This is a genomic window from Thalassolituus sp. UBA6592 (assembly GCF_002433655.1).
GTDB lineage: Bacteria > Pseudomonadota > Gammaproteobacteria > Pseudomonadales > Oceanobacteraceae > Venatoribacter.
The window spans coordinates 17,214-43,705 of the sequence record NZ_DJIO01000130.1 but is presented as its reverse complement, the minus strand read 5'-3'; the positions used below and the strand labels follow the sequence as shown (position 1 = coordinate 43,705).

Genomic DNA, 26,492 nt, shown 5'->3' with positions numbered 1-26,492 from the left:
GCTGCCGGTGGATAAGAGTTGGTGATCGTAATAGCTGTTTTAGCTAACTGGCTCTCACTGTACATCTGGCTCCCACGCTCTGCGTGGTAGCCTTTAGCCTTTGCGTTCCCACGCGGAGCGTGGGAGCGAGGACAAACGGAAGACACTGCAGGAAGTACTGAATTCACTTCCACGACAGAGAAAAGAAAACGAGCCTCAGATGAGGCTCGTGATATGAATCCCAAACTGTGGGACAGCAGTGCGCAATCGCGGGCTTTTTTATTAAGCAAAACTACGCGAACACTCAGTCCTCGTAATTCTCAATCGCCGGACACGAACAGATCAGATTCCGGTCACCGTACACATCATCGATACGGCCAACGGATGGCCAGAATTTATGCGCACCGAGGTTTTTCACCGGGTATACCGCCTGTTCACGGCTGTACGGGCGATCCCATTCAGCGGCAATCACTTCGGCGGTGTGCGGGGCGTTTTTCAGCGGGTTATTTTCCGCATCCAGTTCACCACGCATAACCGCGTCGATTTCGCCTTTAATGGCGATCATGGCGTCGGCGAAGCGGTCGATTTCGGCTTTGGATTCGGATTCCGTCGGCTCGATCATAAAGGTGCCCGCTACCGGGAACGACATGGTCGGCGCGTGGAAGCCGTAGTCCATTAAGCGTTTGGCGATATCCACTTCGGTGATGCCGCTTTCGGCTTTGATCGGGCGCAGGTCAACGATACATTCGTGCGCCACGCGGCCGTTCTGACCTGAGTACAGAATCGGGTAATGCGCAGACAGACGTTTGGCCAGGTAGTTGGCTTTCAGCAGGGCGTTCTGGGTGGCGCGGCGCAGGCCGTTGCCGCCCATCAATGTGATGTACATCCAGCTGATCGGCAGGATGCTGGCTGAGCCGTACTGTGCGGCAGAAACTGCGCCGTTGCCTTTCGATTCGTTGTCGATCGGGCGTACCGCGTGGTTAGCAACAAAGGGTGCCAGATGTGCAGCCACGCCGATAGGACCCATGCCTGGACCACCGCCGCCATGAGGAATGGCGAAGGTTTTGTGCAGGTTCATGTGCGATACGTCAGCGCCGATAAACGCTGGTTGGGTAATGCCTACCTGAGCGTTCAGGTTGGCGCCATCCATATACACTTGGCCGCCGTGAGAGTGGATCAGATCGCAGATCTCGCGCACGCCCTGTTCGTAAATACCGTGAGTGGAAGGGTAAGTCAGCATCAGGCAGGACAGCTGATCGCCCACTTCTTCGGCTTTTTTCTTCAGGTCGTCGAAGTCGACGTTACCTTCGTCATCGCAGTTGGTTACCACCACACGCATAGATGCCATCATGGCTGATGCTGGATTAGTACCGTGGGCGGAGCGCGGGATCAGACACACGTTACGGTGACCTTCGCCACGGCTCTCGTGGTATTTCTTAATCGCCAGCAGACCGGCGTATTCACCCTGTGCGCCTGAGTTGGGCTGCATGCAGATGGCCGGGAAGCCGGTGATGGCTTTCAGGTAGTCTTCCAGCTCGGCGATCATCTTTTCGTAGCCGGCGGTTTGTGCGCGCGGTGCGAACGGATGAACATTGGCGAACTCAGGCCAGGTTACCGGAATCATTTCGGTTGTGGCGTTGAGTTTCATGGTGCAGGAACCCAGCGTGATCATGCTGTGGTTCATGGCCAGATCTTTCGCTTCCAGACCTTTCATATAGCGCAGCATTTCATGCTCGGTGTGGTAGCGGCTGAACGTCGGGTGCGTCAGGAAGGCTGTGGCACGGGCGCTGCCGGCATCAATGCTGTTGGAGCCGTTGGCGACGATGTCGGCATCGAGTGCGTACACATCCAGACCGTGGCCTTCGCCGTCTTTTTCCGCTCCCAGAATAACGTCAAACAGTTCGGCGACGTCAGCGGCGGTGGTTTTCTCACTGAGGGAGATACCCAGCGTATCCGCGTTCAGGCCCAGTGCCTGATCATCACGCAGGTTTACACCGGCAGTTTCAGCGCGTGCCAGCACGGCGGCGCGGTCTGCCACTTTGATGGTCAGGGTGTCGAACCAGCTGTTGTTGACCAGTTCGACGCCTTTACTCTTCAGGCCGGCGGCCAGAATATCGGTCAGACGGTGAATGCGGGCGGCAATGGTCTTCAGACCTTCTGGTCCGTGGTACACGGCATAGAAAGAACTCAGGTTGGCCAGCAGCACCTGAGCAGTACAGATGTTGGAGTTGGCTTTCTCGCGGCGGATATGTTGCTCTCGGGTCTGCAGTGCCATGCGCAGCGCCTGATTGCCCTGAGCATCAATGGATACACCAATAATACGGCCCGGAATTGAACGCTTGAAGGCATCGCGGGTGGCGAAGAAGGCAGCGTGCGGGCCACCAAAGCCCATCGGTACACCAAAGTGCTGGGCGTTACCCAGCACGATGTCCGCACCCATTTCACCCGGTGCTTTCAGCATCACCAGTGCCATTAAGTCAGTGGCGACGGCGGCCAGTGCGTCTTTGGCGTGCAGGGCGGTGATCACGTCAGTAAAGTCGCTGACTTCACCGTTTTTACCCGGGTACTGGAACAGGGCGCCGAATACGTCGGCATCGGCTGCGTTTTCTGCCGGGCCGACCAGTACGTCCCAGCCAAAGGCTTCGGCACGGGTTTTCACTACGTCGATGGTCTGCGGCAGGCAGTTTTCATCAACGTAGAAAGTATTCGATTTGTTTTTGCGCACAGAGCGTTTGGCCATAGCCATGGCTTCGGCGGCGGCGGTACCTTCATCCAGCAGGGAGGCGTTGGCCAGTTCCATACCGGTAAAGTCGATGACCATCTGCTGGAAGTTCAGCAGTGCTTCCAGACGTCCCTGGGCAATCTCTGGCTGATACGGCGTGTAGGCGGTGTACCAGCCCGGGTTTTCCAGCACATTACGCAGAATGACTGGCGGAATTATGGTGTCGTGATAACCCAGACCAATATAGCTTTTGCAGACTTTGTTCTGGCTCGCCAGGGATTTCAGATACGCCAGTGCAGCGGCTTCACTCTGGCCGTCGGCAATATCGAGAAAGGCGTCGCGCAGGATGTCGGCCGGAACGATTTCGGCGGTCAGTGCTTCCAGAGAATCGGCACCGATGGCGGCCAGCAATGCGGCTTCTTCGTTGTTATCCGGGCCGGCGCCGTTGGAGGCAATATGGCGGCCAATGAAATTATCACGTTGTTCCAGTGATTTCAGGGACAGTGTGGTCATGGGTGGAGGACCTGTGGGTAAACCAATCGGAATCAGTACCGCCCGGCAGAACGCCGGGCGGGTACAGGTTAATCAGCAGTGCGTTCTGCTGTTATCAGTTATTCGCAGAGCGCTGCGTAAGCATCGGCGTCCAGCAGAGAATCCAGCTGAGAGCCATCGGACAGTTTCATTTTGAAGAACCAGGCTTCGCCGTATGGGTCTTCGTTCACTTTTTCCGGGGCATCAACCAGAGCTTCGTTGACGGCAACAATGGTACCGGCCAGTGGTGCGTAAATGTCAGAAGCGGCCTTTACGGATTCAACTACTGCGATGTCCTGCTCGGCTTCGACTTCGCTGTCGGCTTCCGGCAGTTCAACGAATACCACGTCACCCAGCTGTGACTGGGCAAAGTCGGTAATACCAATGGTCACCAGACCATCGTCTTCAATGCGGATCCATTCATGAGAGGCAACGTATTTCAGATCAGCCGGGATATTGCTCATAATTATTCTCCATTAATTGGGTATAGCTCAGAACTGCTTTTTACCGTTACGCACAAACGGTAATTTAATAATGCGTGCGGGTACTAATTTACCACGCATTTCAACCATACAGGTGTCCGTAGCCGACAGTGGCACACGGGCCATGGCAATGGAATTTTCCAGTGATGGCGAGAAGGTTCCGGAGGTGACTTCACCTTCGTTAGCGCCTTCCGGCAAACCATCAACAATCACTTTTTGGTGTGATCGCATCACACCGCGGCCTTCCAGTACCAGACCGACCTGTTTCATGGCTGTGGCCGGGGTTTCTGCGCGGGCTGCTTTTTCTTCTTCCAGCGCTTTGCGGCCAATAAATTCACGATCCTGCGGTTCCCAGGCGATGGTCCAGCCCATGCCGGCCTGCAGCGGAGAAATGTTTTCCTCCATGTCGTTGCCGTAGAGGTTCATACCGGCTTCCAGACGCAGGGTATCACGGGCGCCCAGGCCTGCAGGTGCAACGCCGGCGTCCAGCAGTGCCTGCCAGAAATCAGCAACTTCGGCTTCCGGTACCATGATTTCCAGACCGTCTTCGCCGGTGTAACCGGTGCGGGCATAGAACCACTCGGATTTGCCCAGCCCCTGGAACACTTTCAGGCCGTTGATCACGTCGGCTGACTCAGGTTTTGCCTGTTTAACCAGTTGGATGGCTTGCGGACCCTGTACAGCAACCATGGCCAGTTCCGGGCGTTCGGTCAGGCTTATATCAAAGCCTTTGCTCTGAACTGACATCCACTCCAGATCTTTTTCGCGGGTGGCGCAGTTAACGACGGTGCGGTACCAGCCGTCCATGCGGTAAACAATCAGGTCGTCGATAACGCCGCCGGTGCTGTTGAGCATGCCGGTGTAAAGGGCCTTACCGGTTTCTTTCAGCTTGGCAACGTCGTTGGCCAGCAGTTTCTGCAGGTAAGCCGTGGCATCCACACCGCGCACATCAACGATGGTCATGTGGGAGACGTCAAACATCCCGGCTTTCTGACGGACAGCCTGATGTTCCTGAATCTGGGAGCCATAATTTACGGGCATATCCCAGCCGCCAAAATCGACCATTTTGCCGTTGGCTTGCAGATGCTTCTCATACAGAGGGGTTCGCTTGGCCATGCTTCTTCCTGTTTTATTGAAACCACGGAGCCGGAATATTTTACCCGGATCATCCCCAAAAGGGGCGGCAGTATAGCGCCTAACGCGCTAATAGGCATCCTTGTGATTGTAAAAAGCGGGACCATGGTACCACTTATGACGTTTGGACATTAACTGTGCAATCCATTACTGATTTAAATGCTGTCCGGCTGGCGGGCGATACTGCGTACCATCATCTTTACCTGAGCCTGAATCAGCTGGTCGTTGACTGTGCTGCTGGCTGGAGGCTGGCCGGATTGGGTCTCTGCGCAGGTCTGGGCTTCCCGTGCCTGCTCCAGGCGCTCGAAGGTGCCATCGATGCAGAGAAAGGCGAAGCCATGAATGGCTGCCAGACAGGTATTGAACAGGATAATGGGGTCGGCAGCGATAAAATCGCCACTGTGAATGCCGTCGGTGATCAGGTTCTGAAACAGCGCGGAGCAGCGTCGGCCACTGGCTTTCAGTTCGCTGTAATCCGTGCGGCGGGCGACGTGGTTGCCAAAGATCAGGCGGTATTTTTCCGGATTTTTGATGGCGTAACTTATGTATGCGGTGGCGGCCTGCTGCAGTCTGGCAGCAGGGGACGCCTGAGATTCGGTCTGATCAGTAAGAAATCGGGTAATGTCGTCGAAGCCCTGACGTGCCAGTTCCGCCAGCAGATCGTTCTTATCGGCAAAGTGCCGGTAGGGCGCTGTCTGGGAAACACCGACCCGGCGGGCGATGGCGCGCAGGCTGAGGTTTTCCGGGCCACTTTCGCGGATCGCGTCCACGGCGGCATCGAGCAGGGCCTGGCGCAGGTTGCCATGGTGATAGCTGTTGCTGTTGGGAGAGCAGGATTCTGCTGTCTGCGTCATGGCCTGGGCCTGTATCTGCCGGGGAGAATCAGTAACGCGAATGATACCTGACTTCGCCCGGCAGGGCAGCAGTGGTGGGCGTCAATCAGGCCTGAACGGCTAATAAACGCTGCGTGTGTTCATGCTGACGCATGGCGGGCACGCCATGACGCACCTGGCTGGGTGAGTAACCGCACCATTTTTTGAACGCTTTGGAAAAATTCGCCACGCTGGAGTAACCCAGTTCTGACGCGACCGCAGTGACGTTAAAGCGCCGGGTCTGCAGCCAGTAGCTGGCCTGAATCAGACGCAGTTCACCAATGAGCTTCTGATAATGGGTGCCGCAGTCCTGAAGGCGGCGTTTGCAGGTGCGTTCGCTGAGGCCAAGATTATGAGCCAGTTTTTCCAGCGGTGGTGGATTGTTCAGGGTGCTGCGCAGCAGGTTGGCGGCCTTTTGCGTCACCAGCTGGCTGGCGCTGGTGGACACATCACTGCTGACCACAGGCATACGGCGCTGGTTGTAGTCTTCATTCAGCCAGCAGCGTGGGAAGCGCAATACCGTGCCGGTGGCAGCCGGGCGCAGAGTTAATGGCAGCCAGGCGCAGCTGTTGGCGGCCTGTGGCTGATGGCTTGAATACACCGACAGTGCATTGTGGCGGGCGGCGATGATCGGCAGCCAGCGCTGGTGCAGCCAGCTCAACGCCAGATTCCAGGCCGGTTTCTGCAGTTGTTCCGGTAGTCCGCGCCAGTGCAGTTCCAGCGTCATGGTCTGATCGTCAGCAGGGCGCAGGTGAAGATGAAAAGCTGCCAGAGGTGCCGGAGCATCCTCTTCTCCATGGCACCAGGCCGCCAGCGGGAAACTGCTGTCGGTGTCGTTGACAGCCAGCAGCATACCGAAGTCCAGTGACAGGGTGTCGTTGCCGATCTGCTGTTCGGCCCAGTGCAGCAGGTTGAGCATGGTCAGCAGCGGAATCCTTGAGCGGCGGTTAAACAGGGCGTCCGCCGGCAGATCAAGGCGTGGCAGTTGCTGGGTTTTCAGGCCGCGGCTGGCCATAAGACGTAGCAGGGTGTGCAGGGTTTCTGCAGTACAGTAAGAAGCATCCATGATTATTTTCATTGTTATGTGGTGAGATCACTGACTCTACGTCAATACACCTTTGAGACAATGTGCGATCTGGTAAAACTGGTCGGGGATGTGGCCGTAATTCACCTGTTTATCAGGCTCTGAGGAATCTTTTTGGCGGGAAAAGCCGTGAAATCAGACTTTTTCAATGACTTTGCGCAGCGTTTAGCTGGCCGGGAAGTGTCGGTGTGCTGGTTTTCAGCCGCGCAGAGAAGCAAAACCCGCTTGCAGAGCGGCAAAGCGCGCTTCGCTGCGGGCTGATGTGTGGTTTATGAGGTCATCACGGCTAAGGACAGTTGAGCTCAGCTGTCGTCGCCCAGCAGAACTTTGGCCTGATAACCGGCTTCGGTCAGGATGTAGGCCGCGGCTTCTGCGCGTCCGGCGCCACAGATGACATACTGAAATGAGCGCGACAGACTGGGCAGCTGGCTGCGCAGCACCCCCAGTGGAATGCATTTGGCCCGGGCAATGGGATTGAGGCTGGCCTCCCGCTGCTGGCGCACGTCCAGCAATACAGTGCCGGTATCGCCTTCGTCGATCAGGCTTGCCAGATCGGCCGCGGTTACGAATTCCAGTACCGGTGCTTTCAGCAGGGTATCAAAGTCGTCTTTGGTCAGACTCATGAGTACACCGTTACTGCTCATGGTCACGGTGGCATTGCGCGGCATGTTACTGATCAGAGCATCTTCACCAAACAGTGAGCCCTGGCCCAGTGCGGCCAGCGTTTCCGGCTTGTTGTTGTCGTTGCGGGTAACCAGCGCCTTGCCGGTTTTGATGACGAAGCATTCACTGCCTTCTTCACCTTCGCGGATGATTTCGTCGCCGAGACTGACTTCGCGTTCATCAAAGCGGCTGAGCAGCTTCTGAATGTTGGCCGGCGGGATGCGGTTAAACAGTTCAGAGGTCAGCAGGGTTTCCAACCAGTCGGATTCGCTTTCGTCCATTTCGTAGGACTGGCGCAGTTCTGACCAGGTGGTGATCAGTTCCAGCAGCTGGCGGCGGATGGCTATCAGCTGGCAGGGGGTTTTGCTGATCGCGGTAGCCCGATGAATCGGGTGGCTGCTGTCGAGGGCGAGGAAGTTCTCATCATCGTCGCCACATATGGTGGTCACGCGGAACTGGTCATCAGTGAGGTCGATTTCGCCGTCCAGCAGGAAGTGGCATTCGTCGTCGTGTACGCCGCGTTTGAACAGAATACTGCGTGGTGCCACCTGGTAGCTGCGGAAGTGCGTACTTATTTCCCCGATCGCTTCAATCGACAGTTCGTCAAACGGGATAAAGCGCTGTATCTGCCCGCTGAGCAGATCTGGGTTGTTATTATCTTCCATGTCGATAAAGGCCCGGAAATCATTCTGCTTATAAGTGTAGCGGACACTATAACAAACAGAGTACGGCGGCTATATGGGAAACAGTTCATAGAAATGGCTTTGTGCGCATTTGCTCCGGAACCTTGTGGATTCAGACCACTCCCTAAAGGCAGATTTCAGTTGAATGAGTGTTAGTGAGGTATATGTGAATACGTTAATTTCATCACTGCTGCAGCCACAACAGGGCTTCGGGCATCATTACCGTCAGTGGCTGGCGACGGCTTTTTCCGGTTTGTTTCATATTCTGGCGGTGGTGCTGGTGGTGATGTCGGCGTGGACTTTTTTTGATGGGCTGATGCATCCGGGGGATTCGCTGATCACCGTGGCCATCCGTTCGATTAATTCGCTGGTTATTGCCCTGGCCATGTACGAGCTGGGGGTTGGTGTTGGCAAGGAATACAGAGGGGCGGAAGAGGGCGACAACATCATTCAGAACATCCGCCGCACCATCGCCCGCTTTGTCAGTACGGTGTGTATTGCGCTGGTGCTGGAGGCGCTGATTATGATCATCAAATACAGCCAGCTGGATCTGGCGGGTAACCTGTATTACCCGGTGGCCATCATCGCTGGCTGTGCCTTTCTGTTACTGTCACTGGGCGGCTTTCTCGCCCTGACTCACAACATGGGTTTGTCGGATGAGGAGCGCGGACGCGCCTGACTCTGAGACACACCGGCAGTCAGGGTGAAGCGCATGGCGTCTTCAAACGACCAGTCGACCGGGGTGATCTGATCGCGCGGCAGGAAGACAGTATAGCCACCCACCATATAGCTCATGGGCAGGTACACCGCGACCAGATCTTCGCCTTCACAGGCAGTGCTGACGGCAGGTGGTGTGCGGGTTGAGGTAATAAAGCCGACCAGCTTGCCCTGACCAGGGATCTCGACCAGCACCGTCTGTTGATTCTGCTGGCGTTTTTCCTGATCAAACATGGCGGCGAAATCTTTGATGGCGCCGTACAGGGTTTTCACCAGCGGAAAGCGCAGCAGGGCATCTTCCACGTACTGATACAGCCAGCTGACCGGGTTGAACTGAAACAGTAACCCAACGACCAGCAGGGCAATCAGCATCAGCACCAGTCCCATGCCCGGAAACAGCCCCGGAATACCGACGATGGCTAACGCCTGGGTGCCCAGGTTGTTGAACCACAGCAGAGCTGACCACAGCAGCCATACGGTGACCAGTAATGGTACGACCACCATAGAGCCTTTGATCAGGGGTTGCAGCAGCAGGCGTTTCATCATTCGGAGCCTCGGTTGGTTGGCTGTTCGGCATTTACAGATTCAGTGTCTGGCACTTCTGGCTGTAGGGCGTGTGGGGCGGACTGCAGCAGCAGCGCCTTCAGTTCACGCACTTCCCGTGTCAGGTCATCCAGCGTGGCTTTGCCATCGGCGGCGTCCTGTTCGGCACGCTCACGGGCGTGCTCATCTTCCAGCACATTAACCACGATGCCGATGACCATATTAAGAAAGGCGAAGGTGGTAAGGAAAATAAAGGTCAGATAATAGATCCAGGACAGTGGATAGACAGCCATGGTTTCGTACATGACATCGGTCCAGTCTTCAAAGGTCATCACCCGGAACAGGGTAAGCATGGAAATGGAAATATCACCCCACAGTACCTCATTGATATGGGCAAACAGCGTGGTGCCGATGGCTGCATAGATGTAGTAGATGATAAACATCAGCAGGATGACATAGCCCAGCTGTGGCAGGGCGCGCAGCAGGGAATTCAGCAGCGTGCGCAGTTCCGGAATAATGGAAACCATCCGCAGGACGCGGAAAATCCTCACCAGCCGGCCGATCATGGCGGTTTCGCTGTGTTCGATCGGGATCAGGGAAATCACCACCACCAGAGTGTCGAAGATGTTCCAGCCATTATGGAAGAAACGGCTCTTCTGCGGCGTTGCCAGAAAACGGATAAGGATCTCGATCAGGAAAATAACCGTAATGCCGGTATCGAGGATGTTGAGAATAAACATCCAGGTGTCGGATATGTGGTAGGTCTTGGCACCGATCAGCAGTGCGGAAACGACAATGATGCTGACGACAAACAGTTCAAAAGCACGGTTGTCGCGGATGGCCTGGGATTGGGCCTGCAGGCGTTCAAAATTCATACAGTCTGAGGGTGTGAAAAATAATGGCGGAGTCTGTCACAGCCTTGAGTGTTCGCCAAGTCAGGCGCACAATCCTGCGCCGCAATCCGGTCACAAATTTCACATCTCATGCCTTTTCATGCCTTTTGCGTAATTTTGTCAGGTTGGTTGGTTAGTGATCACTTCATATAGCGAAATTTTATAAAAGGCTGTGTGAGTGGGCACTAACTTAACAAGTTACTTTAACTTTCGCCTGCAGCTGGTACTCCTCCAGAGAGATTTATTTTCCACTTTTTCCCACTCTTCCGAATTTCCGGGCTAAGTCATTGTGAAATAAAGCAAAAATCGAGATATCCACACACATGGGGCGCTTGCAAACGGGCTTGACGCTTTCTATAGTGTCGTTTAGTGGAAAATAGTGGGTAAATGTGGGTAACAATGACGTTAGTGAATACCCACACCGAACTCACACAATGACAGGAAGGAAGCATGTTCCGGGGGCTGCACAACATCAATCTTGATGCCAAAGGCCGTCTGGCGATCCCGACCAAGTACCGGGAGCCGCTGGCGGAGCTTTGCGGTGCCCGTTTGGTAGCCACCATTGATACCGAAGAACGCTGCCTCCTTATTTACCCTGCCAATGAATGGGAAGTGATCGAAGCCAAACTCGATGGGCTGTCCAGCTTCAATAAAGCCACACGCCGGATTCAACGCTTACTGATTGGTCATGCGACAGATCTCGAGCTGGATGGCAGTGGCCGCATTCTGTTACCGCAGCCACTGCGTGAGTACGCCTATCTGGAAAAAGAAGCCGTACTGATGGGGCAAGGGAAGAAGCTGGAGCTGTGGAGTAAGGAAACCTGGGAGGGACGTCGTGATGAATACCTGGATATGGCAGGCGACCCGGATGAATTGCCGGAAGAACTGCAGAGTCTCTCTTTATGAATATGAATGATTTTCTCCATACCACGGTGCTGCTGCATGAAACCGTGGATGGTTGCCTTAACGATCCGCAGGGCATTTATGTCGATGGCACGTTCGGGCGTGGCGGTCACAGCCGTCTGTTGCTCAGCAAACTGGGTGAGCAGGGGCGTCTGATCGGCATCGATAAAGATCCGCTGGCGATTGCCAGTGGCAAAGAGCTGGAACAGGAAGATGCGCGCTTTCAGATCGTGCAGTCCAGTTTCGCCGATATGAAAGAAGCGCTGGCGGCGCAGGGTATCAATCAGGTGAACGGCATTCTGCTCGACCTGGGTGTGTCGTCGCCGCAGCTGGATGATGCAGAGCGTGGCTTCAGTTTTATGAAAGACGGCCCGCTGGATATGCGCATGAATCCGGATGAAGGAATGAGTGCATCTGAGTGGTGTATGACCACGTCGGAAACGGAAATTGCGCGGGTACTGAAAGAATACGGCGAAGAGCGTTTTGCCAAACGCATGGCGCGCGCCATCGTGACTACCCGGGTGGAAGAAGAAATTACCCGCACCAAACAGCTGGCGGAATTAATTAAGGCTGCCAACCCGGCGTGGGAAAAACACAAGCACCCGGCGACCAGAGCGTTTCAGGCGATCCGTATCGCTGTGAATAACGAGCTGGGTGATCTGGAAAAAGTGCTGGCAGACAGTGTTGATATGTTGCTGCCACAGGGGCGCCTGGCGGTAATCAGCTTCCACTCGCTGGAAGACCGCATGGTGAAACGCTTTATCCGCGCCCAGGAAAAAGGCCGTGATCTGCCGCCGGGCGTACCGGTAACAGATGACCAGCTTGGCCGGACGATGAAGAAAATCGGCAAAGCCATTATGCCGGGTAAAGAGGAAGTGGATCGTAATGCGCGGGCACGCAGTGCCGTGTTGCGCATTGCTGAGCGTCTGGACGGATGAATCTGCGCTTTACCGCCATGCTTTTGTGGCTGGTCGTGGTTTTGTCGGCGCTGGTGCAGGTTGGCGTGGTGCACTGGCAGCGCAGCTTAATGCAGGTATGGGCGACGGAAGATGCGCGACGCTCACAGCTGCAGCAGGAACACAGCAGACTTCTGCTGGAACGGGGAACACTGACAGCGCATGGGCGCATTGATCAGCAGGCAAGGAAAAAACTGAACATGACAGAACCGGATAAGGTGCAGGTGCTTTCAAAATGAATGCCCAGCCGAATCAGACAGACGAAATCAAAGGCATTGCCCGCTGGCGTTTTACGCTGGTGATGGCGGTGTTCGCCTGTCTGATTGGTGCTGTTGTGGTGCGGCTGATTGTGCTGCACACCGTGGATCAGCCTTTCCTGTTTGAGCAGGGTGAAAAGCGCACGGTGCGCGAAGAAGTGCAGCCGGCGATGCGCGGCATGATTACCGACCGTTTCGGTAAGCCGCTGGCGGTCAGCACGCCGGTGGTTAATCTCTGGGTTAATCCGCAACAGATCAATTTGCAGCAGATCCCGCTGGTGGCGAAGGATCTGGGGATGTCGTCCCCGCAGTTGTCGAAAAAAATCGAGCGAGCGGCCAGTCAGGGTCGCTCTTTCGTATATCTGAAACGTCAGGTTGAACCAGAAGCCGCCAATGTTCTGCTGGCGCGCCGTATTGCCGGTGTGTATGGCGAAGATGATTTCCGCCGTTTTTATCCGGCTGCTGAAGTCACTGCGCATACCGTTGGCATTGTGAATATCGACGGTCGCGGTCAGGAAGGGCTTGAGCTGGCCTACGACGAATTCCTGCAGGGTCACGAAGGTTCCCGTCAGGTGGTGAAAGACCTGTACGGCAATGTTGTAAAACAATTAAAAGTAAATGCTGTGGCTGATCCGGGCCATGACATGGCATTAACTCTCGACCTGCGTCTGCAATATCTGGCATACCGCGAATTAAAAGCAGCGGTCAGTCAGCATCGTGCGAAATCCGGTGCTGCTGTATTGCTCGACGCACACACTGGTGAGGTTCTGGCGTTAGTTGGTCAGCCATCTTACAACCCGAATAACCGCGCCGGACTTAAGCCGGAATACATGCGTAACCGTGCTATTGCGGATCTGATCGAGCCAGGCTCTACCGTGAAGCCCTTTACTGTGGCCGCTGCACTGGAATCCGGTCGTTTTAAACCGGGTACAGAAGTCGATACTGCGCCGGGTTATGTGCGCGTTAAAAATAAAACCATCCGTGATCACCGTAATTATGGCGTACTGGATGTGACCGGCATTATTACCAAATCCAGTAACGTCGGTGTGACCTATCTGTCCCATGAAATGGGTGCAGAAACCATCTGGAATTTATTCACTAAGGTAGGCATTGGTCAGGCGACTGCGCTGGGTTTTCCAGGCGAAGCAGTTGGCAGTCTGCCGTATCCGGAGCAGATGGATGCGCTGCGTCTGGCAACGGTTTCCTACGGTTATGGTCTGTCTGTTTCACCTTTACAGTTGGCCCACGCATATACCGCATTTACTCAGGGTGGCTGCATTAAACCTATGCGTTTATTGCTGAATCAGGAAGCCTCATCCCAGTGTGATCAGGTGATGTCAGCAAAAACAGCGCGCCAGGTTCTGAACATGCTGGAGACGGTAACTTCTGATATCGGTACCGGCCGTCGTGCCCGGGTAGAAGGCTACCGTGTCGGTGGTAAAACCGGTACTGCGCACAAAGTTGGTCAGCAGGGTTATGAAGACGACGAATACACCGCCGTGTTTGCTGGTGTTGCGCCGATTTCTGATCCGGATCTGGTGTTGGTGGTGGTGATTGATTCTCCGCAGGGTAAAGAATATTACGGCGGTGAAGTAGCCGCGCCTGTGTTCTCGCGCATTATGGAACAGTCGCTGCGTATGCGGCAGGTTGCTCCTGACGACGGCAAAATGCCGGCTCTGCAGGTAGCAGGAGGTGCGCAATGACGAATACCGTTACGCCATTTGCGCCAATGAATATCAGTGATCTGATTGCCGGTGATTTCTTTATGCCGCCGGAATGGGATCGCGCGTTTAATCATATTGTGATCGACAGCCGTGATGTTCAGCCGGGCGATCTGTTTGTTGCCCGTCACGGACATAACGCACATGGTGAACAGCATATCAGCGATGCGGTTGAGCGCGGTGCGGTTGCGGTTCTGGCGGAAGGTGATCAGGGTTTCCGTTGCGAATGGACAGCAGAAGGCGACAGCGTTCCGGTATTTATTCAGCCAGAAGTGGCTACGCATCTGACGGCATGGCTGCATCGTCGTTACCCGCTTGATGCGATGCATTTAATTGCGGTTACCGGCACCAACGGTAAAAGCTCAGTGACGCAATATATTGCTCAGCTGGCCAGTGCATGTGATGAGTCCTGCGGAGTGCTGGGGACTTTAGGTAATGGTTGCTGGCCGGATTTAAAACCGACGCGTAATACCACGCCGGATCTGACAGTGATTCTGCAGAATCTCAATGCTCTGCAACAGCAGCAGGTGAATCTGGCGGCGATGGAAGTGTCTTCCCACGGACTGGCACAACAGCGTGTTGCCGGTCTGAATTTTGATGTGGCGATTCTGACCAACCTGACCCAGGACCATCTCGATTATCACGGCACAATGGCTGACTATTTTGCCGCCAAACGTTGTTTGTTTACCGATTACGGTGTGCGCAAAGCAATCATTAATATTGATGATGAATACGGCCGTCGCCTGGCCGCCGATGCAGATATTGCGGCTGACATTATTACTTTCGGTCACAGTAGCGAAGCTGACGTTCAGTATCGTGCTCTGTCCATGGCTGCCGATGGCATGACTGCTCAGCTGACTTCTCCCTGGGGGGAGGCGGAATTTCGTCTGCCATTAATTGGCGAATTTAATCTGGCTAATGCGGTTGCCGCGGTGTGTGCACTGGCTGCTCATGGAATGGATTTTCAGGCGCTGATTGCTGCGCTGCCAACCTTGCACCCGGTAGCAGGACGCATGGAACTGTATGTAAAAGACAACAGCCCGCTGGCGGTGGTGGATTTTGCCCATACGCCGGACGCGCTGATGAATGTTCTGCAGGCGTTAAAACCATGGCAGTGCCAAATTACCTGTGTATTTGGCTGTGGCGGTGATCGCGACCGGGCCAAGCGCCCACTGATGGCGGAAGCTGCAGTGCAACATGCCGATCAGGTGTGGCTGACTGACGATAACCCGCGCACCGAAGATCCACAGCAGATTTTTGCCGATGCACTGGCCGGTAGCAAGGACATCGCCCAGCAACATGACAGAAAAACGGCGATTGCTGAGGCGATCGCCAATACCAACCCGGACGGCATTGTATTAATTGCCGGTAAGGGGCACGAAAATTATCAGGAAATTAATGGCGTGAAATTGCCATACAGTGATGCCTCCGTTCTTGCTGCTCTCGGCTATCAGGCCGCGGCGGCTGTTACTGGGGAGGCTGACGCATGATCGGACATTGGTCATTAAGCCAGATCGCAGAATTTGTCGGCGGACAATTGCTGGCTACGGATGCAGCTGATGTGCAGGTAAGTGGCGTCAGTACCGATACCCGTACGATCAAAGCCGGAGATTTATATGTGCCATTAAGTGGTGAGCACTTTAATGGCCATGATTTTATTGCCGATGCTGCCGCTAAAGGTGCGGTAGCGACGCTTGTAGAACAGGTCGCAGTTGAACAGGCCGCATTTGAACAGGTCGTGGCAGGTTCGCCGATACCTGTAATCGCGGTTAAAGAGTGTCTGTTGGCGCTTGGTGAGCTGGCTGGTGTTAACCGCAACAGCTTTACTGGCCCGGTCGTTTCAGTGACCGGCAGTGCAGGAAAAACCAGTGTGAAACAGCTGATGGCCAGTGTTTTATCGCAGGTGTACCACACCTGGATGACTCAGGGAAATCTGAATAATCACATTGGCGCACCGCTGACACTGCTGGCATTAAACAGCGATCACCAGGCAGCTGTGATTGAGCTGGGTGCCAGTGGTCTGGGTGAAATTGCTTATACCGCGCAGTGGGTAAGACCTCAGGTTGGCATTATTACCAACGCAGCGGAAGCCCATATTGAAGGCTTCGGCAGTCTGCAGGGCGTGGTACAGACCAAGGGCGAGTTAATCGATTTTATTCAGCCGGGCGGTACCGCTGTGCTGAATGCAGACGATGCATTTTATGTGAACTGGGCACGGCGCGCAGAGGGAATTAATCAACTCAGTTTCGGTCTGAGCGCGGGCGCGGATGTACGGGCAGAAAATATTCGTTCATCTCTCACTGGCAGTGATTTTGACCTGTGTTTTAACGGCGAACATTTTGCCGTCAGTCTGCCGCTGCCGGGTGTACATAATGTGCGCAATGCTCTGGCTGTAGCTGCGGCAGCGTTTGCTCTGCAATTGCCGGGTGAAAAAATCGTCGCCGGACTGAATGCGGCGCAGGCCGTTAAGGGCCGCTTGCAACGCCTGGATGGCAGTGCTGGTCAGCAAATTATTAACGATGCCTACAACGCCAATCCGGCGTCAGTAGAAGCTGCGATTGATGTGCTGAAAAATGCAGCGCAAAGCTGGCTGGTATTGGGCGATATGGCTGAGCTTGGTCCTGAAACTGCGGAGTTACATGCCCGTTGCGGACGCTATGCCAAAGCTCAGGGAATCAAACATCTGCTGGCAGCAGGTGAATTAAGCCGTAATACAGTGACGGCATTTGGTGACGGAGCCGAATGGTTCGCCAGCAAAGAATCACTGACTGAATACTTACAACAACATACCGGAAAGCAGGATGTCATTCTGGTGAAAGGATCACGCAGCGCCGGGATGGAAACCGTAGTTCTCGGTCTGCAACAGGTTACAGAGGAAAACTGATTATGCTGCTTTGGCTGGGCGACTGGTTAGCACAATATTATTCAGGCTTTGGCGTTGTGAATTATCTGACGCTGCGGGCCATCCTGTCCGTCATTACGGCATTGGTTGTGTCACTGATTCTGGGGCCTGTGGTTATCCGTAAGCTGCGCGAATATCAGATCGGTCAGGCGATCCGTGAAGTTGGTCCAAAATCCCATTTAAGTAAAGCCGGTACGCCGACCATGGGTGGTGTACTGATTCTGTTATCTATCGCAGTCAGCACTCTGTTATGGGGTGATCTGGAAAACCGTTTCGTCTGGGTGGTACTGCTCGTCACGCTGGCGTTTGGTGCTATTGGCTGGGTAGATGATTATCGCAAAGTGGTTGAGAAAAACTCCCGCGGTCTGCCGGGGCGCTGGAAGTATTTCTGGCAGTCTGTGTTCGCCATTATTGTCGGTGCGTATCTGTTTTATACCGCGCAGAGTCCGCAGGAAACTCAGCTGGTAGTGCCGTTTATTAAAGACGTTATGCCACAGCTTGGCATTTTCTTTGTGCTGCTTACCTATTTCGTCATCGTCGGTTCCAGTAATGCGGTGAACCTGACGGATGGTCTTGATGGTCTGGCCATTATGCCGACCGTGATGGTGGGTGCTGCGCTCGGCGTATGCGCGTATCTGGCCGGTAACGTGAATTTTGCTAACTACCTGCACATTCCGTATATCGCCGGTTCCGGTGAGCTGGTGGTTTTTTGTGCAGCAATTGTTGGCGCCGGTATTGGTTTCCTGTGGTTTAACACTTATCCGGCCCAGGTATTTATGGGCGATGTAGGCTCTCTGGCGTTAGGTGCGGCACTGGGTGTGGTGGCTGTGATCATTCGTCAGGAAATCGTGCTGTTTATTATGGGCGGTATTTTCGTCGCAGAAACCGTCTCAGTGATTCTGCAGGTTGCGTCATTCAAACTGACCGGAAAACGTATTTTCCGCATGGCGCCCCTGCATCATCACTATGAATTAAAAGGCTGGCCGGAACCCCGGGTAATCGTCCGTTTCTGGATTATTACCATCATTCTGGTGCTGGTTGGACTGGCAACGCTGAAAATCCGTTAAGGCGAAACAATGAACGCGAATAAGGGTATCAACAAACGCATGGTAGTCGGTCTGGGAATGACCGGGCTGTCGGCTGCGCGCTGGTGTCAGCGTCAGGGCTATGCGTTTGATCTGTGTGATACCCGCAGCGAACTGAAAAATGCAGATGTGATTCGCAGTGAATTTATCGGCAGCGAACTGTTTTATGGTGAAGCCTTCAGTGCGGATCTGCTGAAAAAATATGATCAGCTGATCGTCAGCCCGGGGGTTGCTCTGGCATTGCCGGAAATTCAGCAGGCCATTGCCGCCGGAGTCGAAATTACCGGCGATATCGACCTGTTTAAGCAAACATGCAACAAGCCAGTTATTGCAATTACCGGCTCTAACGGTAAGAGCACCGTGACCACTCTGGTGGGTGAGTTGCTGCAGGCGGCCGGGAAGTCGGTTGCGGTAGGCGGCAATATTGGCGTGCCCGCTCTGGATCTGCCGGAAGCAGACATTTATGTGCTCGAACTGTCGAGTTTCCAGCTTGAAACCACAACAGATCTGGGCGTGGAAGCGGCGGTCATTCTTAACCTGAGCGAAGATCACATGGATCGCTATCAGGGTATGGATGATTACCTGATTGCCAAACAACGGATTTTTCAGCAGGCAAAACATGTTCTCTGTAATCGCGACGACGCAGCGACTATGCCACCGCAAACGTCAGCGGATCTGAGTTTCGGTCTGAATGAACCGCAGGGTGCAACAGAATACGGACTTCGTCTGATTAATGGTGAGCGTTTTATCTGTCGTGGTGATCAGGTTCTGGTTGGTTCGTCTGAACTCAGAATTAAAGGCCTGCACAATCTGGCGAATGTGATGGCGTCACTGGCGTTGGTTGAACTGGCCGGTGTTGATGTCGTTACAGTGATTGACGCACTGAAGTCTTTTGCGGGTCTTGATCATCGCTGCCAATGGCTGGGTGAGAAAGGCGGCATTGCGTTTTACAACGACTCGAAAGGTACCAACGTTGCCTCCACGGTTGCTGCAATTGAAGGGCTGGGTCCGGAAATCAGCGGCAAGGTTATTTTGCTGGCCGGCGGCGTGGGTAAAGGTCAGGACTTTTCTCCGCTTGCCGGTCCGTGTGCACAGTTTGTCAGCACAGCCATGGTTTATGGTCAGGATCAGCAGCATATTGCCGATGCTCTGCATGGTGAATGTGCGGTTGAGGCATTTGCTGATATGAGCCGTGCCTTCCAGGCAGCGCTGGTAACGGCAGAGCAGGGTGATGTGATTCTGTTGTCACCGGCCTGCGCGAGTTTCGATCAGTTCGGTAATTTCGTTGAGCGCGGTAAATATTTTGCTGAGCTTGCCCGGGCAGAATTGCAGGAGGCTGAGGCATGAATATCAGTCTGCAAAACCGCTTCGGCTGGCAGGCACATGAAGCACTCTTTCTGCCATGGCTGGGCCTGATGTGCCTTGGCTGGATTATGGTGACTTCGGCGTCGACTGAAATTGCCGAATTCTATACCGGTAACGCTGCGTATTTTTCCATCCGTCACGCTGTGTACGTAGTGCTGGGAATTATTACAACCTACGCCTTCAGTCAGATTCCGATGACTTACTGGGCGAAGGTCGATGTATTTATGCTGCTGGCAGCGGTGGTTGGTCTGGGATTGGTATTTGTGCCGGGGATCGGCCACGAAGTGAACGGCAGTCAGCGCTGGCTGAATCTGGGGATTATTAAAATTCAGGCGTCAGAGCTGGCCAAATTTGCTGCTGTTTTCTATATCGCGGGTTATCTGGTTCGACGTCAGGATGAGGTTCAGCAGAGCTGGTCAGGTTTTATTAAGCCGCTGACAATTCTTGGCGCGATGGTTTTTCTGTTGCTGCTGGAACCTGACTTTGGTGCCGTCGTGGTATTGATGGGTGCGGTACTGATTCAACTGTTTTTGGGCGGTGTAAAAGCCGGTCAATTTTTTCTGCTGTTGATCGCAACCCTGATTATCAGTGCCATCGTACTGACGTCAGAAAGTTATCGGATGGAGCGCCTGATGGCGTATCTCGATCCCTGGGCGCCTGAACATGTTTATGGCACAGGTTATCAGCTGACACAGTCTTTGATCGCATTCGGGCGCGGTGACTGGTTCGGTGTTGGTCTGGGTGAAAGTGTGCAGAAATTATTTTATCTGCCGGAAGCACATACCGATTTTGTGTTTGCTATCTGGGCTGAAGAAACCGGACTTGCCGGTGCCGCCGCGGCGCTAGGTCTGTTGATTTTTGCTATCGCCGTTATCTGGCAGGTGGCCTGGAAGGCGCAGCAGAAAGGTCAGCAATATGCCGCGTACGTCGCAATTGGTATTGCTTCGCTGCTGGGTCTGCAGGCGGTTATTAATCTGGGTGTGAACATTGGTTTGCTGCCCACAAAAGGACTGACACTTCCGTTTTTCAGTTATGGCGGCTCAAGCCTGCTGGTGTGTTGTGTCATGGTCGGAGTTGTAATGCGTATTGCTCATGAGACCTATGCAGTTCAGGAGGTCGCTGATGACTGATTCTGTTAATCAGGCCAGTAAAAACAAAACAGTACTGATGATGGCCGGCGGTACCGGCGGTCATGTATTTCCGGCATTGGCTGTGGCCGATGCCCTGCGTGCTGACGGCTGGAACGCTGAATGGTTAGGCACTGCAGCAGGGATCGAAAAAGATCTGGTACCGGCAAACAATATTCCGTTGCATACCATTGCCATTAAAGGTTTGCGCGGAAAAGGTGTAGCCGGTCTGGTGCTGGCGCCGTTCAAGGTTATCCGTGCGGTGCTGCAGGCAAAAGCCATTATTAAACGCATTAATCCTGATGTGGTTGTGGGTTTTGGTGGTTATGTTACCGGACCGGGTGGCGTCGCCGCGCGCATGCTGGGGATTCCGTTAGTGGTGCATGAGCAGAATGCACGCGCGGGTATGACCAATAAATTACTCAGCCGTTTTGCCGACTGTGTGATGCAGGCATTTCCGGGCGCCCTGGAAAATGCGTTAACAACCGGAAATCCGGTGCGCAGTGATGTAGTCGCTCTGCCGGATCCGCAGGAGCGTTATCTGCAGCGCATGAACGCTGATACTGATAATGGTGCGGGGCCACTGAATGTACTGATTATTGGTGGCAGTCAGGGGGCGGTCGCGGTTAATAACGCGGTATTTGCTGCCATGGATACTCTCCCTGCTGATGAGCGCCCGAATCTGCGTCATCAGGCGGGTAAAAATAATTATGAAAAAGTGTCGGCTGATTATAAAAATGCCGGCATTAAGGCGGATGTTCTGCCTTTTATTGCTGATATGGCGGAAGCCTACAGTTGGGCAGATCTGCTGGTTTGTCGTGCCGGTGCTCTCACTGTCTCGGAAGTCGCCGCTGCAGGCTGCGCTGCGATTTTTATTCCGCTGCCGTCAGCGGTTGATGATCATCAGACCGCGAACGCCCGTTATTTGTCTGATCACAAAGCGGCGATTCTGTGTCCGCAGTCTGATCTGACACCGGAGTGGCTTGCAGAGCAGTGGCTCAGCTACAGCAAAGAACGTAAAGAATTAGCAGACATTGCTGGCCGCGCACGCAGCCTGGCAATGACAGATGCAGCTGAAAAAGTTGCACAACAGGTTAAGAGGTTTGCCCGTGACTGAACAGGAAAGAGAAATTATGCGTCACCTGATTCCGGAGATGCGCCGTATCCACTGCATTCATTTTGTAGGGATTGGTGGTGCCGGGATGTGTGGTATCGCCGAAGTTCTGCTTAACCAGGGTTATAAAATCTCAGGCTCGGATCTGCGTGAGTCTACGGTGACTGAACGGCTGCGTTCACTGGGTGTTGAAGTCTTTATCGGGCACGAAGAAGCTCATGTGGCTCAGGCTGATGTGGTGGTGGTTTCAACTGCAATTGATGAGAACAACCCGGAAATTAAAGCAGCACTGGCGCGCCGGGTGCCGGTGGTACGCCGTGCTGAAATGCTGGCGGAACTGATGCGCTTCCGTCACGGCATTGCTGTCGCCGGTACTCACGGAAAAACGACGACCACCAGTATGGTGACATCAGTACTGGCCGAAGGCGGATTTGATCCGACCTTCGTTATTGGTGGGAAACTGAACAGTGCAGGAACCAATGCGCGTCTGGGTGCCAGCCGTTATCTGGTCGCAGAAGCCGATGAAAGCGATGCGTCTTTCCTGCATCTGCAGCCGATGGTTTCCATCGTAACCAATATTGATGCCGACCATATGAGCACCTATGGCGGCGACTTTGAGGTTCTGAAAAATACCTTTATCGATTTTCTCTCCAATCTGCCGTTTTACGGACTGGCGGTTGTGTGCATCGATGACGCTACGGTGCGTGAACTGATTCCACGTATTGGACGTCAGGTGGTTACCTATGGTTTCTCTGATGACGCTGATTATCGTGCTGATAATTTGTCGCAGCAGGGGATTTTTACCAGCTTTACCGTACATCGCCCGGGTGACCGCAGTGATCTGAATATCCGTCTGCGAATGCCAGGAAAACACAATGTGCTGAACGCACTGGCAACCATTGCAGTGGCGGATGACGAAGGTGTGAGTGATGAAGCTATCGTCAATGCGCTGGAAAAATTTGCCGGAGTAGGCCGGCGCTTTACCGTTTGTGGTGAGTTTGCTTTGGGTGATGGTGACGTGATGATGGTCGATGATTATGGCCACCATCCGCGAGAACTTGAAGTTACCATCGAAGCTATCCGAAGCGGTTTTCCGGAGCGTCGTCTGGTGATGTTATTCCAGCCCCACCGTTATACGCGGACACACGATCTTTACGAGGATTTTGTCAAAGTATTGTCGCGGGCTGATGCACTGTTATTGATGGAAGTTTATCCGGCGGGTGAAAAACCGATTGCCGGTGCGGATGGTCGTTCACTGTGTGGCAGTATTCGTCAGCGCACAACACTGGATCCGGTGTTTGTTGAGCGTGATGAATCATTAAAACAGCCATTGCAGGGTATTTTACGGCCTGGCGATATTCTTTTAACTCAGGGTGCCGGTGATATCGGCAGCCTTGCACTGCAGTTGGCACGGGATCTGCCAGACTGGCTGAATGAGGTGGAATTATGACAGTTTCCGGCCTTGGAAAAATTCTGGTACTGATGGGCGGTACCTCAGCCGAACGGGAAGTATCGCTGCGCAGCGGTGCTGCCGTTTATGACGCGTTATGTTCGCTGCAGGCTGATGTGAAAAAAATCGACATTCAGCAACATGCAGTAGCACAGCTGACTGCGGAAGAATTCGACATCGCATTTATTGCCCTGCATGGTCGTGGCGGCGAAGACGGCACGATTCAGGGTGTACTTGAATGGCTGGGAAAACCCTATACCGGCAGTGGCGTTATGGCTTCTGCTCTGGCTATGGATAAGTGGCGTACAAAACTGATCTGGCAGGCGGCCGGATTACCAACACCAACGGCTTTTTTACTAAAAGCTGACAGTGAATGGTCGCAGCTTATTAATGAATTAGGCCACGACGCGATTGTAAAACCAGCCCGTGAAGGCTCCAGTATTGGTATGCGTAAAGTTCATACCGCTGAAGATCTGCGAGAAAGCTATGAATACGCCTCCGGTTTTGATGGTCTGGTGCTGGCTGAAAGCTGGGTGTCCGGTGCTGAGTTCACGGTAGCGATTGTGGATGGCGAAGCACTGCCAGCTATTCAGCTGAAAACAACGCATGAATTTTATGACTACGATGCCAAGTACAAAGCCAACGATACACAGTATCTGCTGCCTTGTGGTCTGAGTGAAGAAAAAGAGGCTGAACTGCAACAGCTGGCGTTGCGCGCCTTTGATGTGCTGGGTTGTCAGGGGTGGGGTCGTATTGATGTGATGCAGGACAGCGATGGCAGTTTCTGGCTGCTGGAAGCGAATACTGCACCGGGCATGACAGACCACAGCCTGGTGCCGATGGCTGCGAAAGCCGTTGGGATGGAATTTCCGCAGTTAGTTGAAAAGCTGTTACTGGAAGCGCAGGGGCGTTCGCGTGGCTAAACATGCCGATGTGCCCCGTGGTGCCACACCGCTTAAGGTAAAGGAAAAACGGGAGTGGAATATTCAGCTGCCGTCGATTCCGTGGCATTGGGTCGGTGCGGTGCTGTTTACAGTGGTCGTCATCGCCGGTGGTAAATGGGCGTATCAGAGCTGGCCGATTCAGGAGATTGAAGTGAATGGCCGTTTGTCTGTGTGGGATGCCAATGAGCTGGCCAAACAGTTGGCCTGGGTAAAAAACGAGAGTTTTTTTTCGCTTGATCCACAGGCTGTGTATAAACAGCTGGATGCGCTGCCGCTGATAAAGCAGGTGATGGTGCGTAAACAATGGCCAGGTACTCTGCAGGTGATGATTGCAGAAGATCTGCCCATGGCAGTGATGAATGATAAAAAGCTGCTGAGTATCAGTGGTGAACTGAGTGAAATTCCTCAGGGTTACAACACTGAGGGGCTGGCAAGAATAAATGGTGATGAAGGCCAGGCGGAAACGGCAGTCAGATATTTTCGCCGCGTTCAGCAGAGCCTTAAGCAGAAGGAACTGGCAATCAATATGCTGACAGTTAACAAGGTGGGATCCGTCAGTCTGAGTCTGTCCAATGGATGGCAGGTAAATCTTGGACGACAGTATTTTGAAGAGAGGCTGCAGCGGCTTGGTCGTTTGCTGGCAGATTTGCCGGCGGATGCAGTTGAAAGTCTGGATTTACGTTACGGAAAAGGCGCCGCGGTGCGCTGGCGTTCAACGCAGGAGATGGGGTAATGAGTCAGGTGCCACAAAAAAATATGTTGGTAGGCCTGGATATCGGAACATCCAAAATTGTTGCCATCGTTGGTGAAGTAGATGGTGACGGTAATATTGAGATCGTGGGTCTTGGATCACATCCGAGCCGTGGTCTGAAAAAGGGTGTTGTGGTCAACATTGAATCGACTGTGCAGTCGATCAAACGTGCAGTTGAAGAAGCTGAGCTGATGGCTGGCTGTACCATCCATTCCGTGTTCGCCGGCATTGCCGGAAGTCATATTCATTCCATGAATTCCCACGGCATTGTGGCAGTGCGTGACCGTGAAGTTACGCAGATGGATATCGACCGGGTTATTGATGCTGCGCAGGCAGTCGCGATTCCTCAGGATCAGCGCATTCTGCATGTGTTGCCGCAGGAATATGTGGTAGACAATCAGGAAGGCATAAAAGAGCCGGTAGGTATGTCCGGTGTGCGTCTGGAAGCAAAAGTGCATCTGGTTACCGGTGCCGTCAATGCAGCACAGAATATTGAGCGTTGCGTGCAGCGCTGTGGGCTGCAGACTGATGCCATTATTCTTGAGCAGCTGGCATCCAGTTATGCGGTTTTAACCGATGACGAACGGGAGTTGGGCGTCTGTCTGGTCGACATCGGTGGCGGTACAACCGATATCGCTATTTTCACTGAAGGCGCGATCCGTTATACCGCGGTTATTCCGATTGCCGGTGATCAGGTTACTAACGATATTGCCATGGCATTACGTACGCCGACCCAGCATGCGGAAAAGATCAAAATTAAATACGCCTGCGCATTGACGCAGATGGCAAAAGCGGACGAAACCATCAAGGTGCCAAGTGTTGGTGATCGTGCGCCAAGAGATTTATCACGTCAGGCATTGGCTGAGGTCGTTGAGCCAAGATATGACGAACTTTTTACGCTGATTCAGTCAGAATTACGTCGCAGTGGCTTTGAAGATATGGTCGCTGCCGGCATCGTTCTGACCGGTGGTACAGCGAAGATGGAAGGTGTTACAGAACTGGCAGAAGAAATCTTTCATATGCCGGTTCGTCTGGCTAAACCCCAGGGGGTTTCCGGACTGACAGACGTGATCAATAACCCGATTTATTCGACTTCTGTGGGGCTTTTGCTGTACGCAGCAAAACAGCAGTTAAATAAATCAAAAAATGGTCCGGTCGAAGAGCGAAATGACGGAGTTTTTTCGCGGATAAAAGATTGGATTAAAGGCAATTTTTAATATTAAATATCACTAGCGCGCGGCTAAGGAGATACGCTATGTCTCAGCATAGAGATGGGGATATGTTTGAATTGGCAGATGACCTGCAACAAACGGCAGTCATTAAAGTTGTAGGTGTAGGTGGTGGTGGCGGTAACGCCGTTCAGCACATGGTGGATAACAACATCGAAGGTGTTGATTTTATCTGTGCCAACACCGATTCACAGGCACTGCGGAATGTGACTTCACGTTCTATTCTGCAACTGGGTACAGGTCTCACCAAAGGATTGGGTGCTGGTGCGAATCCGGAAGTCGGCCGTCAGGCTGCTCTGGAAGATCGTGAGCGCATTGCAGAATCTCTGAAAGGTGCCGATATGGTATTTATCACCGCCGGTATGGGTGGTGGTACAGGTACTGG

General features: G+C 53.6%; 23 protein-coding genes and 1 pseudogene. 16 read left to right on the top strand and 8 right to left on the bottom strand.

The annotated features are described in order from the left end of the window. Positions 1-283 precede the first annotated feature (283 nt). The 6 genes from gcvP to B2Z72_RS12515 all read right to left on the bottom strand — a co-directional run bounded on the left by gcvP (position 284) and on the right by B2Z72_RS12515 (position 8,132). Complete coding sequence (gene gcvP / locus B2Z72_RS12540; protein ID WP_296984799.1) at positions 284-3,214, bottom strand: aminomethyl-transferring glycine dehydrogenase; 2,931 nt, start codon at positions 3,212-3,214, stop codon at positions 284-286. 98 nt (positions 3,215-3,312) lie between these two features. Further along, positions 3,313-3,696 (bottom strand): glycine cleavage system protein GcvH, encoded by a 384-nt coding sequence (gene gcvH / locus B2Z72_RS12535; protein WP_296984802.1) that lies wholly within the window; start codon positions 3,694-3,696, stop codon positions 3,313-3,315. 27 nt (positions 3,697-3,723) lie between these two features. Next, positions 3,724-4,830, bottom strand: coding sequence for a glycine cleavage system aminomethyltransferase GcvT (gcvT, locus tag B2Z72_RS12530; RefSeq protein ID WP_296984805.1), 1,107 nt, complete (start codon positions 4,828-4,830; stop codon positions 3,724-3,726). A 173-nt stretch (positions 4,831-5,003) separates the two neighbouring features. Next, positions 5,004-5,702: a TetR/AcrR family transcriptional regulator gene (locus tag B2Z72_RS12525; RefSeq protein WP_296984807.1), complete on the bottom strand. Its 699-nt coding sequence runs from the start codon at positions 5,700-5,702 to the stop codon at positions 5,004-5,006. Positions 5,703-5,787: 85 nt separating this feature from the next. Then, a complete protein-coding gene (locus B2Z72_RS12520; RefSeq protein WP_296984809.1) occupies positions 5,788-6,786 on the bottom strand; it encodes a helix-turn-helix transcriptional regulator in 999 nt (332 codons plus the stop codon). Between the two features lie 320 nt (positions 6,787-7,106). Further along, positions 7,107-8,132 carry a cyclic nucleotide-binding domain-containing protein gene (locus tag B2Z72_RS12515; protein ID WP_296984812.1) on the bottom strand — a complete coding sequence of 342 codons (1,026 nt, stop codon included), beginning with the start codon at positions 8,130-8,132 and terminating at the stop codon, positions 7,107-7,109. 163 nt (positions 8,133-8,295) lie between these two features. Here B2Z72_RS12515 and B2Z72_RS12510 point away from each other — a divergent pair, with 163 nt between their 5' ends. Continuing rightward, positions 8,296-8,829, top strand: a complete 534-nt coding sequence (locus tag B2Z72_RS12510) for a hypothetical protein (RefSeq protein WP_296984813.1) — start codon at positions 8,296-8,298, stop codon at positions 8,827-8,829. On the opposite strand, the gene B2Z72_RS12505 is transcribed toward B2Z72_RS12510, so the two are convergent. Together B2Z72_RS12505 and B2Z72_RS12500 are read right to left on the bottom strand one after the other, a co-directional pair. Next, positions 8,787-9,413, bottom strand: a complete 627-nt coding sequence (locus tag B2Z72_RS12505) for a DUF502 domain-containing protein (protein WP_296984815.1) — start codon at positions 9,411-9,413, stop codon at positions 8,787-8,789. The genes B2Z72_RS12510 and B2Z72_RS12505 overlap by 43 nt on opposite strands. After that, on the bottom strand, positions 9,410-10,285 hold the full coding sequence (locus tag B2Z72_RS12500) for an ion transporter (RefSeq protein WP_296984816.1): 876 nt from the start codon (positions 10,283-10,285) through the stop codon (positions 9,410-9,412). The genes B2Z72_RS12505 and B2Z72_RS12500 overlap by 4 nt, the downstream gene beginning before the upstream one ends. Positions 10,286-10,753: 468 nt before the next feature. Between B2Z72_RS12500 and mraZ the strand changes: the two genes are divergently transcribed. The 15 genes and pseudogenes from mraZ to B2Z72_RS12425 all read left to right on the top strand — a co-directional run. Further along, on the top strand, positions 10,754-11,209 hold the full coding sequence (gene mraZ, locus B2Z72_RS12495) for a division/cell wall cluster transcriptional repressor MraZ (RefSeq protein WP_296984818.1): 456 nt from the start codon (positions 10,754-10,756) through the stop codon (positions 11,207-11,209). Continuing rightward, positions 11,206-12,144 (top strand): 16S rRNA (cytosine(1402)-N(4))-methyltransferase RsmH, encoded by a 939-nt coding sequence (rsmH, locus tag B2Z72_RS12490; protein ID WP_296984819.1) that lies wholly within the window; start codon positions 11,206-11,208, stop codon positions 12,142-12,144. Before mraZ ends, rsmH begins: the two co-directional genes overlap by 4 nt. Continuing rightward, positions 12,141-12,401 carry a cell division protein FtsL gene (gene ftsL, locus B2Z72_RS12485; RefSeq protein WP_297004952.1) on the top strand — a complete coding sequence of 87 codons (261 nt, stop codon included), beginning with the start codon at positions 12,141-12,143 and terminating at the stop codon, positions 12,399-12,401. Before rsmH ends, ftsL begins: the two co-directional genes overlap by 4 nt. Beyond that, a complete protein-coding gene (locus B2Z72_RS12480) occupies positions 12,398-14,122 on the top strand; it encodes a peptidoglycan D,D-transpeptidase FtsI family protein (protein ID WP_296984821.1) in 1,725 nt (574 codons plus the stop codon). The genes ftsL and B2Z72_RS12480 overlap by 4 nt, the downstream gene beginning before the upstream one ends. Then, positions 14,119-15,630, top strand: coding sequence for a UDP-N-acetylmuramoyl-L-alanyl-D-glutamate--2,6-diaminopimelate ligase (locus B2Z72_RS12475; protein WP_296984822.1), 1,512 nt, complete (start codon positions 14,119-14,121; stop codon positions 15,628-15,630). The genes B2Z72_RS12480 and B2Z72_RS12475 overlap by 4 nt, the downstream gene beginning before the upstream one ends. Then, complete coding sequence (locus B2Z72_RS12470) at positions 15,627-17,024, top strand: UDP-N-acetylmuramoyl-tripeptide--D-alanyl-D-alanine ligase (RefSeq protein ID WP_296984823.1); 1,398 nt, start codon at positions 15,627-15,629, stop codon at positions 17,022-17,024. The genes B2Z72_RS12475 and B2Z72_RS12470 overlap by 4 nt, the downstream gene beginning before the upstream one ends. A 2-nt stretch (positions 17,025-17,026) precedes the next feature. Next, a complete protein-coding gene (gene mraY, locus B2Z72_RS12465) occupies positions 17,027-18,109 on the top strand; it encodes a phospho-N-acetylmuramoyl-pentapeptide-transferase (RefSeq protein ID WP_296984825.1) in 1,083 nt (360 codons plus the stop codon). A 9-nt stretch (positions 18,110-18,118) separates the two neighbouring features. Next, the gene (murD, locus tag B2Z72_RS12460; protein ID WP_296984827.1) at positions 18,119-19,474 is read left to right on the top strand and encodes a UDP-N-acetylmuramoyl-L-alanine--D-glutamate ligase; all 1,356 of its coding nucleotides are present in this window, start codon (positions 18,119-18,121) and stop codon (positions 19,472-19,474) included. After that, positions 19,471-20,622 (top strand): putative lipid II flippase FtsW, encoded by a 1,152-nt coding sequence (ftsW, locus tag B2Z72_RS12455; RefSeq protein WP_296984830.1) that lies wholly within the window; start codon positions 19,471-19,473, stop codon positions 20,620-20,622. The genes murD and ftsW overlap by 4 nt, the downstream gene beginning before the upstream one ends. Further along, positions 20,615-21,736: an undecaprenyldiphospho-muramoylpentapeptide beta-N-acetylglucosaminyltransferase gene (murG, locus tag B2Z72_RS12450; RefSeq protein ID WP_296984833.1), complete on the top strand. Its 1,122-nt coding sequence runs from the start codon at positions 20,615-20,617 to the stop codon at positions 21,734-21,736. Before ftsW ends, murG begins: the two co-directional genes overlap by 8 nt. 16 nt (positions 21,737-21,752) lie before the next feature. Beyond that, positions 21,753-23,183 (top strand): UDP-N-acetylmuramate--L-alanine ligase, encoded by a 1,431-nt coding sequence (murC, locus tag B2Z72_RS12445; RefSeq protein ID WP_296984835.1) that lies wholly within the window; start codon positions 21,753-21,755, stop codon positions 23,181-23,183. Continuing rightward, positions 23,180-24,106 (top strand): D-alanine--D-alanine ligase, encoded by a 927-nt coding sequence (locus tag B2Z72_RS12440; RefSeq protein ID WP_296984838.1) that lies wholly within the window; start codon positions 23,180-23,182, stop codon positions 24,104-24,106. The genes murC and B2Z72_RS12440 overlap by 4 nt, the downstream gene beginning before the upstream one ends. Further along, positions 24,099-24,860: a cell division protein FtsQ/DivIB gene (locus tag B2Z72_RS12435; protein ID WP_296984840.1), complete on the top strand. Its 762-nt coding sequence runs from the start codon at positions 24,099-24,101 to the stop codon at positions 24,858-24,860. Before B2Z72_RS12440 ends, B2Z72_RS12435 begins: the two co-directional genes overlap by 8 nt. Then, positions 24,860-26,095, top strand: coding sequence for a cell division protein FtsA (ftsA, locus tag B2Z72_RS12430; protein ID WP_297004949.1), 1,236 nt, complete (start codon positions 24,860-24,862; stop codon positions 26,093-26,095). The genes B2Z72_RS12435 and ftsA overlap by 1 nt, the downstream gene beginning before the upstream one ends. Before the next feature lie 38 nt (positions 26,096-26,133). Continuing rightward, positions 26,134-26,492: pseudogene (locus B2Z72_RS12425) on the top strand (cell division protein FtsZ); the annotation flags it as partial.

What these genes read in the sequence shown, in the direction of transcription:
- gcvP (WP_296984799.1), bottom strand. Translation starts at nt 3,214, where the DNA reads ATGACCACACTGTCCCTGAAATCACTGGAACAACGTGATAATTTCATT.
- gcvH (WP_296984802.1), bottom strand. Translation starts at nt 3,696, where the DNA reads ATGAGCAATATCCCGGCTGATCTGAAATACGTTGCCTCTCATGAATGG.
- gcvT (WP_296984805.1), bottom strand. Translation starts at nt 4,830, where the DNA reads ATGGCCAAGCGAACCCCTCTGTATGAGAAGCATCTGCAAGCCAACGGC.
- B2Z72_RS12525 (WP_296984807.1), bottom strand. Translation starts at nt 5,702, where the DNA reads ATGACGCAGACAGCAGAATCCTGCTCTCCCAACAGCAACAGCTATCAC.
- B2Z72_RS12520 (WP_296984809.1), bottom strand. Translation starts at nt 6,786, where the DNA reads ATGGATGCTTCTTACTGTACTGCAGAAACCCTGCACACCCTGCTACGT.
- B2Z72_RS12515 (WP_296984812.1), bottom strand. Translation starts at nt 8,132, where the DNA reads ATGGAAGATAATAACAACCCAGATCTGCTCAGCGGGCAGATACAGCGC.
- B2Z72_RS12510 (WP_296984813.1), top strand. Translation starts at nt 8,296, where the DNA reads ATGAGTGTTAGTGAGGTATATGTGAATACGTTAATTTCATCACTGCTG.
- B2Z72_RS12505 (WP_296984815.1), bottom strand. Translation starts at nt 9,413, where the DNA reads ATGATGAAACGCCTGCTGCTGCAACCCCTGATCAAAGGCTCTATGGTG.
- B2Z72_RS12500 (WP_296984816.1), bottom strand. Translation starts at nt 10,285, where the DNA reads ATGAATTTTGAACGCCTGCAGGCCCAATCCCAGGCCATCCGCGACAAC.
- mraZ (WP_296984818.1), top strand. Translation starts at nt 10,754, where the DNA reads ATGTTCCGGGGGCTGCACAACATCAATCTTGATGCCAAAGGCCGTCTG.
- rsmH (WP_296984819.1), top strand. Translation starts at nt 11,206, where the DNA reads ATGAATATGAATGATTTTCTCCATACCACGGTGCTGCTGCATGAAACC.
- ftsL (WP_297004952.1), top strand. Translation starts at nt 12,141, where the DNA reads ATGAATCTGCGCTTTACCGCCATGCTTTTGTGGCTGGTCGTGGTTTTG.
- B2Z72_RS12480 (WP_296984821.1), top strand. Translation starts at nt 12,398, where the DNA reads ATGAATGCCCAGCCGAATCAGACAGACGAAATCAAAGGCATTGCCCGC.
- B2Z72_RS12475 (WP_296984822.1), top strand. Translation starts at nt 14,119, where the DNA reads ATGACGAATACCGTTACGCCATTTGCGCCAATGAATATCAGTGATCTG.
- B2Z72_RS12470 (WP_296984823.1), top strand. Translation starts at nt 15,627, where the DNA reads ATGATCGGACATTGGTCATTAAGCCAGATCGCAGAATTTGTCGGCGGA.
- mraY (WP_296984825.1), top strand. Translation starts at nt 17,027, where the DNA reads ATGCTGCTTTGGCTGGGCGACTGGTTAGCACAATATTATTCAGGCTTT.
- murD (WP_296984827.1), top strand. Translation starts at nt 18,119, where the DNA reads ATGAACGCGAATAAGGGTATCAACAAACGCATGGTAGTCGGTCTGGGA.
- ftsW (WP_296984830.1), top strand. Translation starts at nt 19,471, where the DNA reads ATGAATATCAGTCTGCAAAACCGCTTCGGCTGGCAGGCACATGAAGCA.
- murG (WP_296984833.1), top strand. Translation starts at nt 20,615, where the DNA reads ATGACTGATTCTGTTAATCAGGCCAGTAAAAACAAAACAGTACTGATG.
- murC (WP_296984835.1), top strand. Translation starts at nt 21,753, where the DNA reads ATGCGTCACCTGATTCCGGAGATGCGCCGTATCCACTGCATTCATTTT.
- B2Z72_RS12440 (WP_296984838.1), top strand. Translation starts at nt 23,180, where the DNA reads ATGACAGTTTCCGGCCTTGGAAAAATTCTGGTACTGATGGGCGGTACC.
- ftsA (WP_297004949.1), top strand. Translation starts at nt 24,860, where the DNA reads ATGAGTCAGGTGCCACAAAAAAATATGTTGGTAGGCCTGGATATCGGA.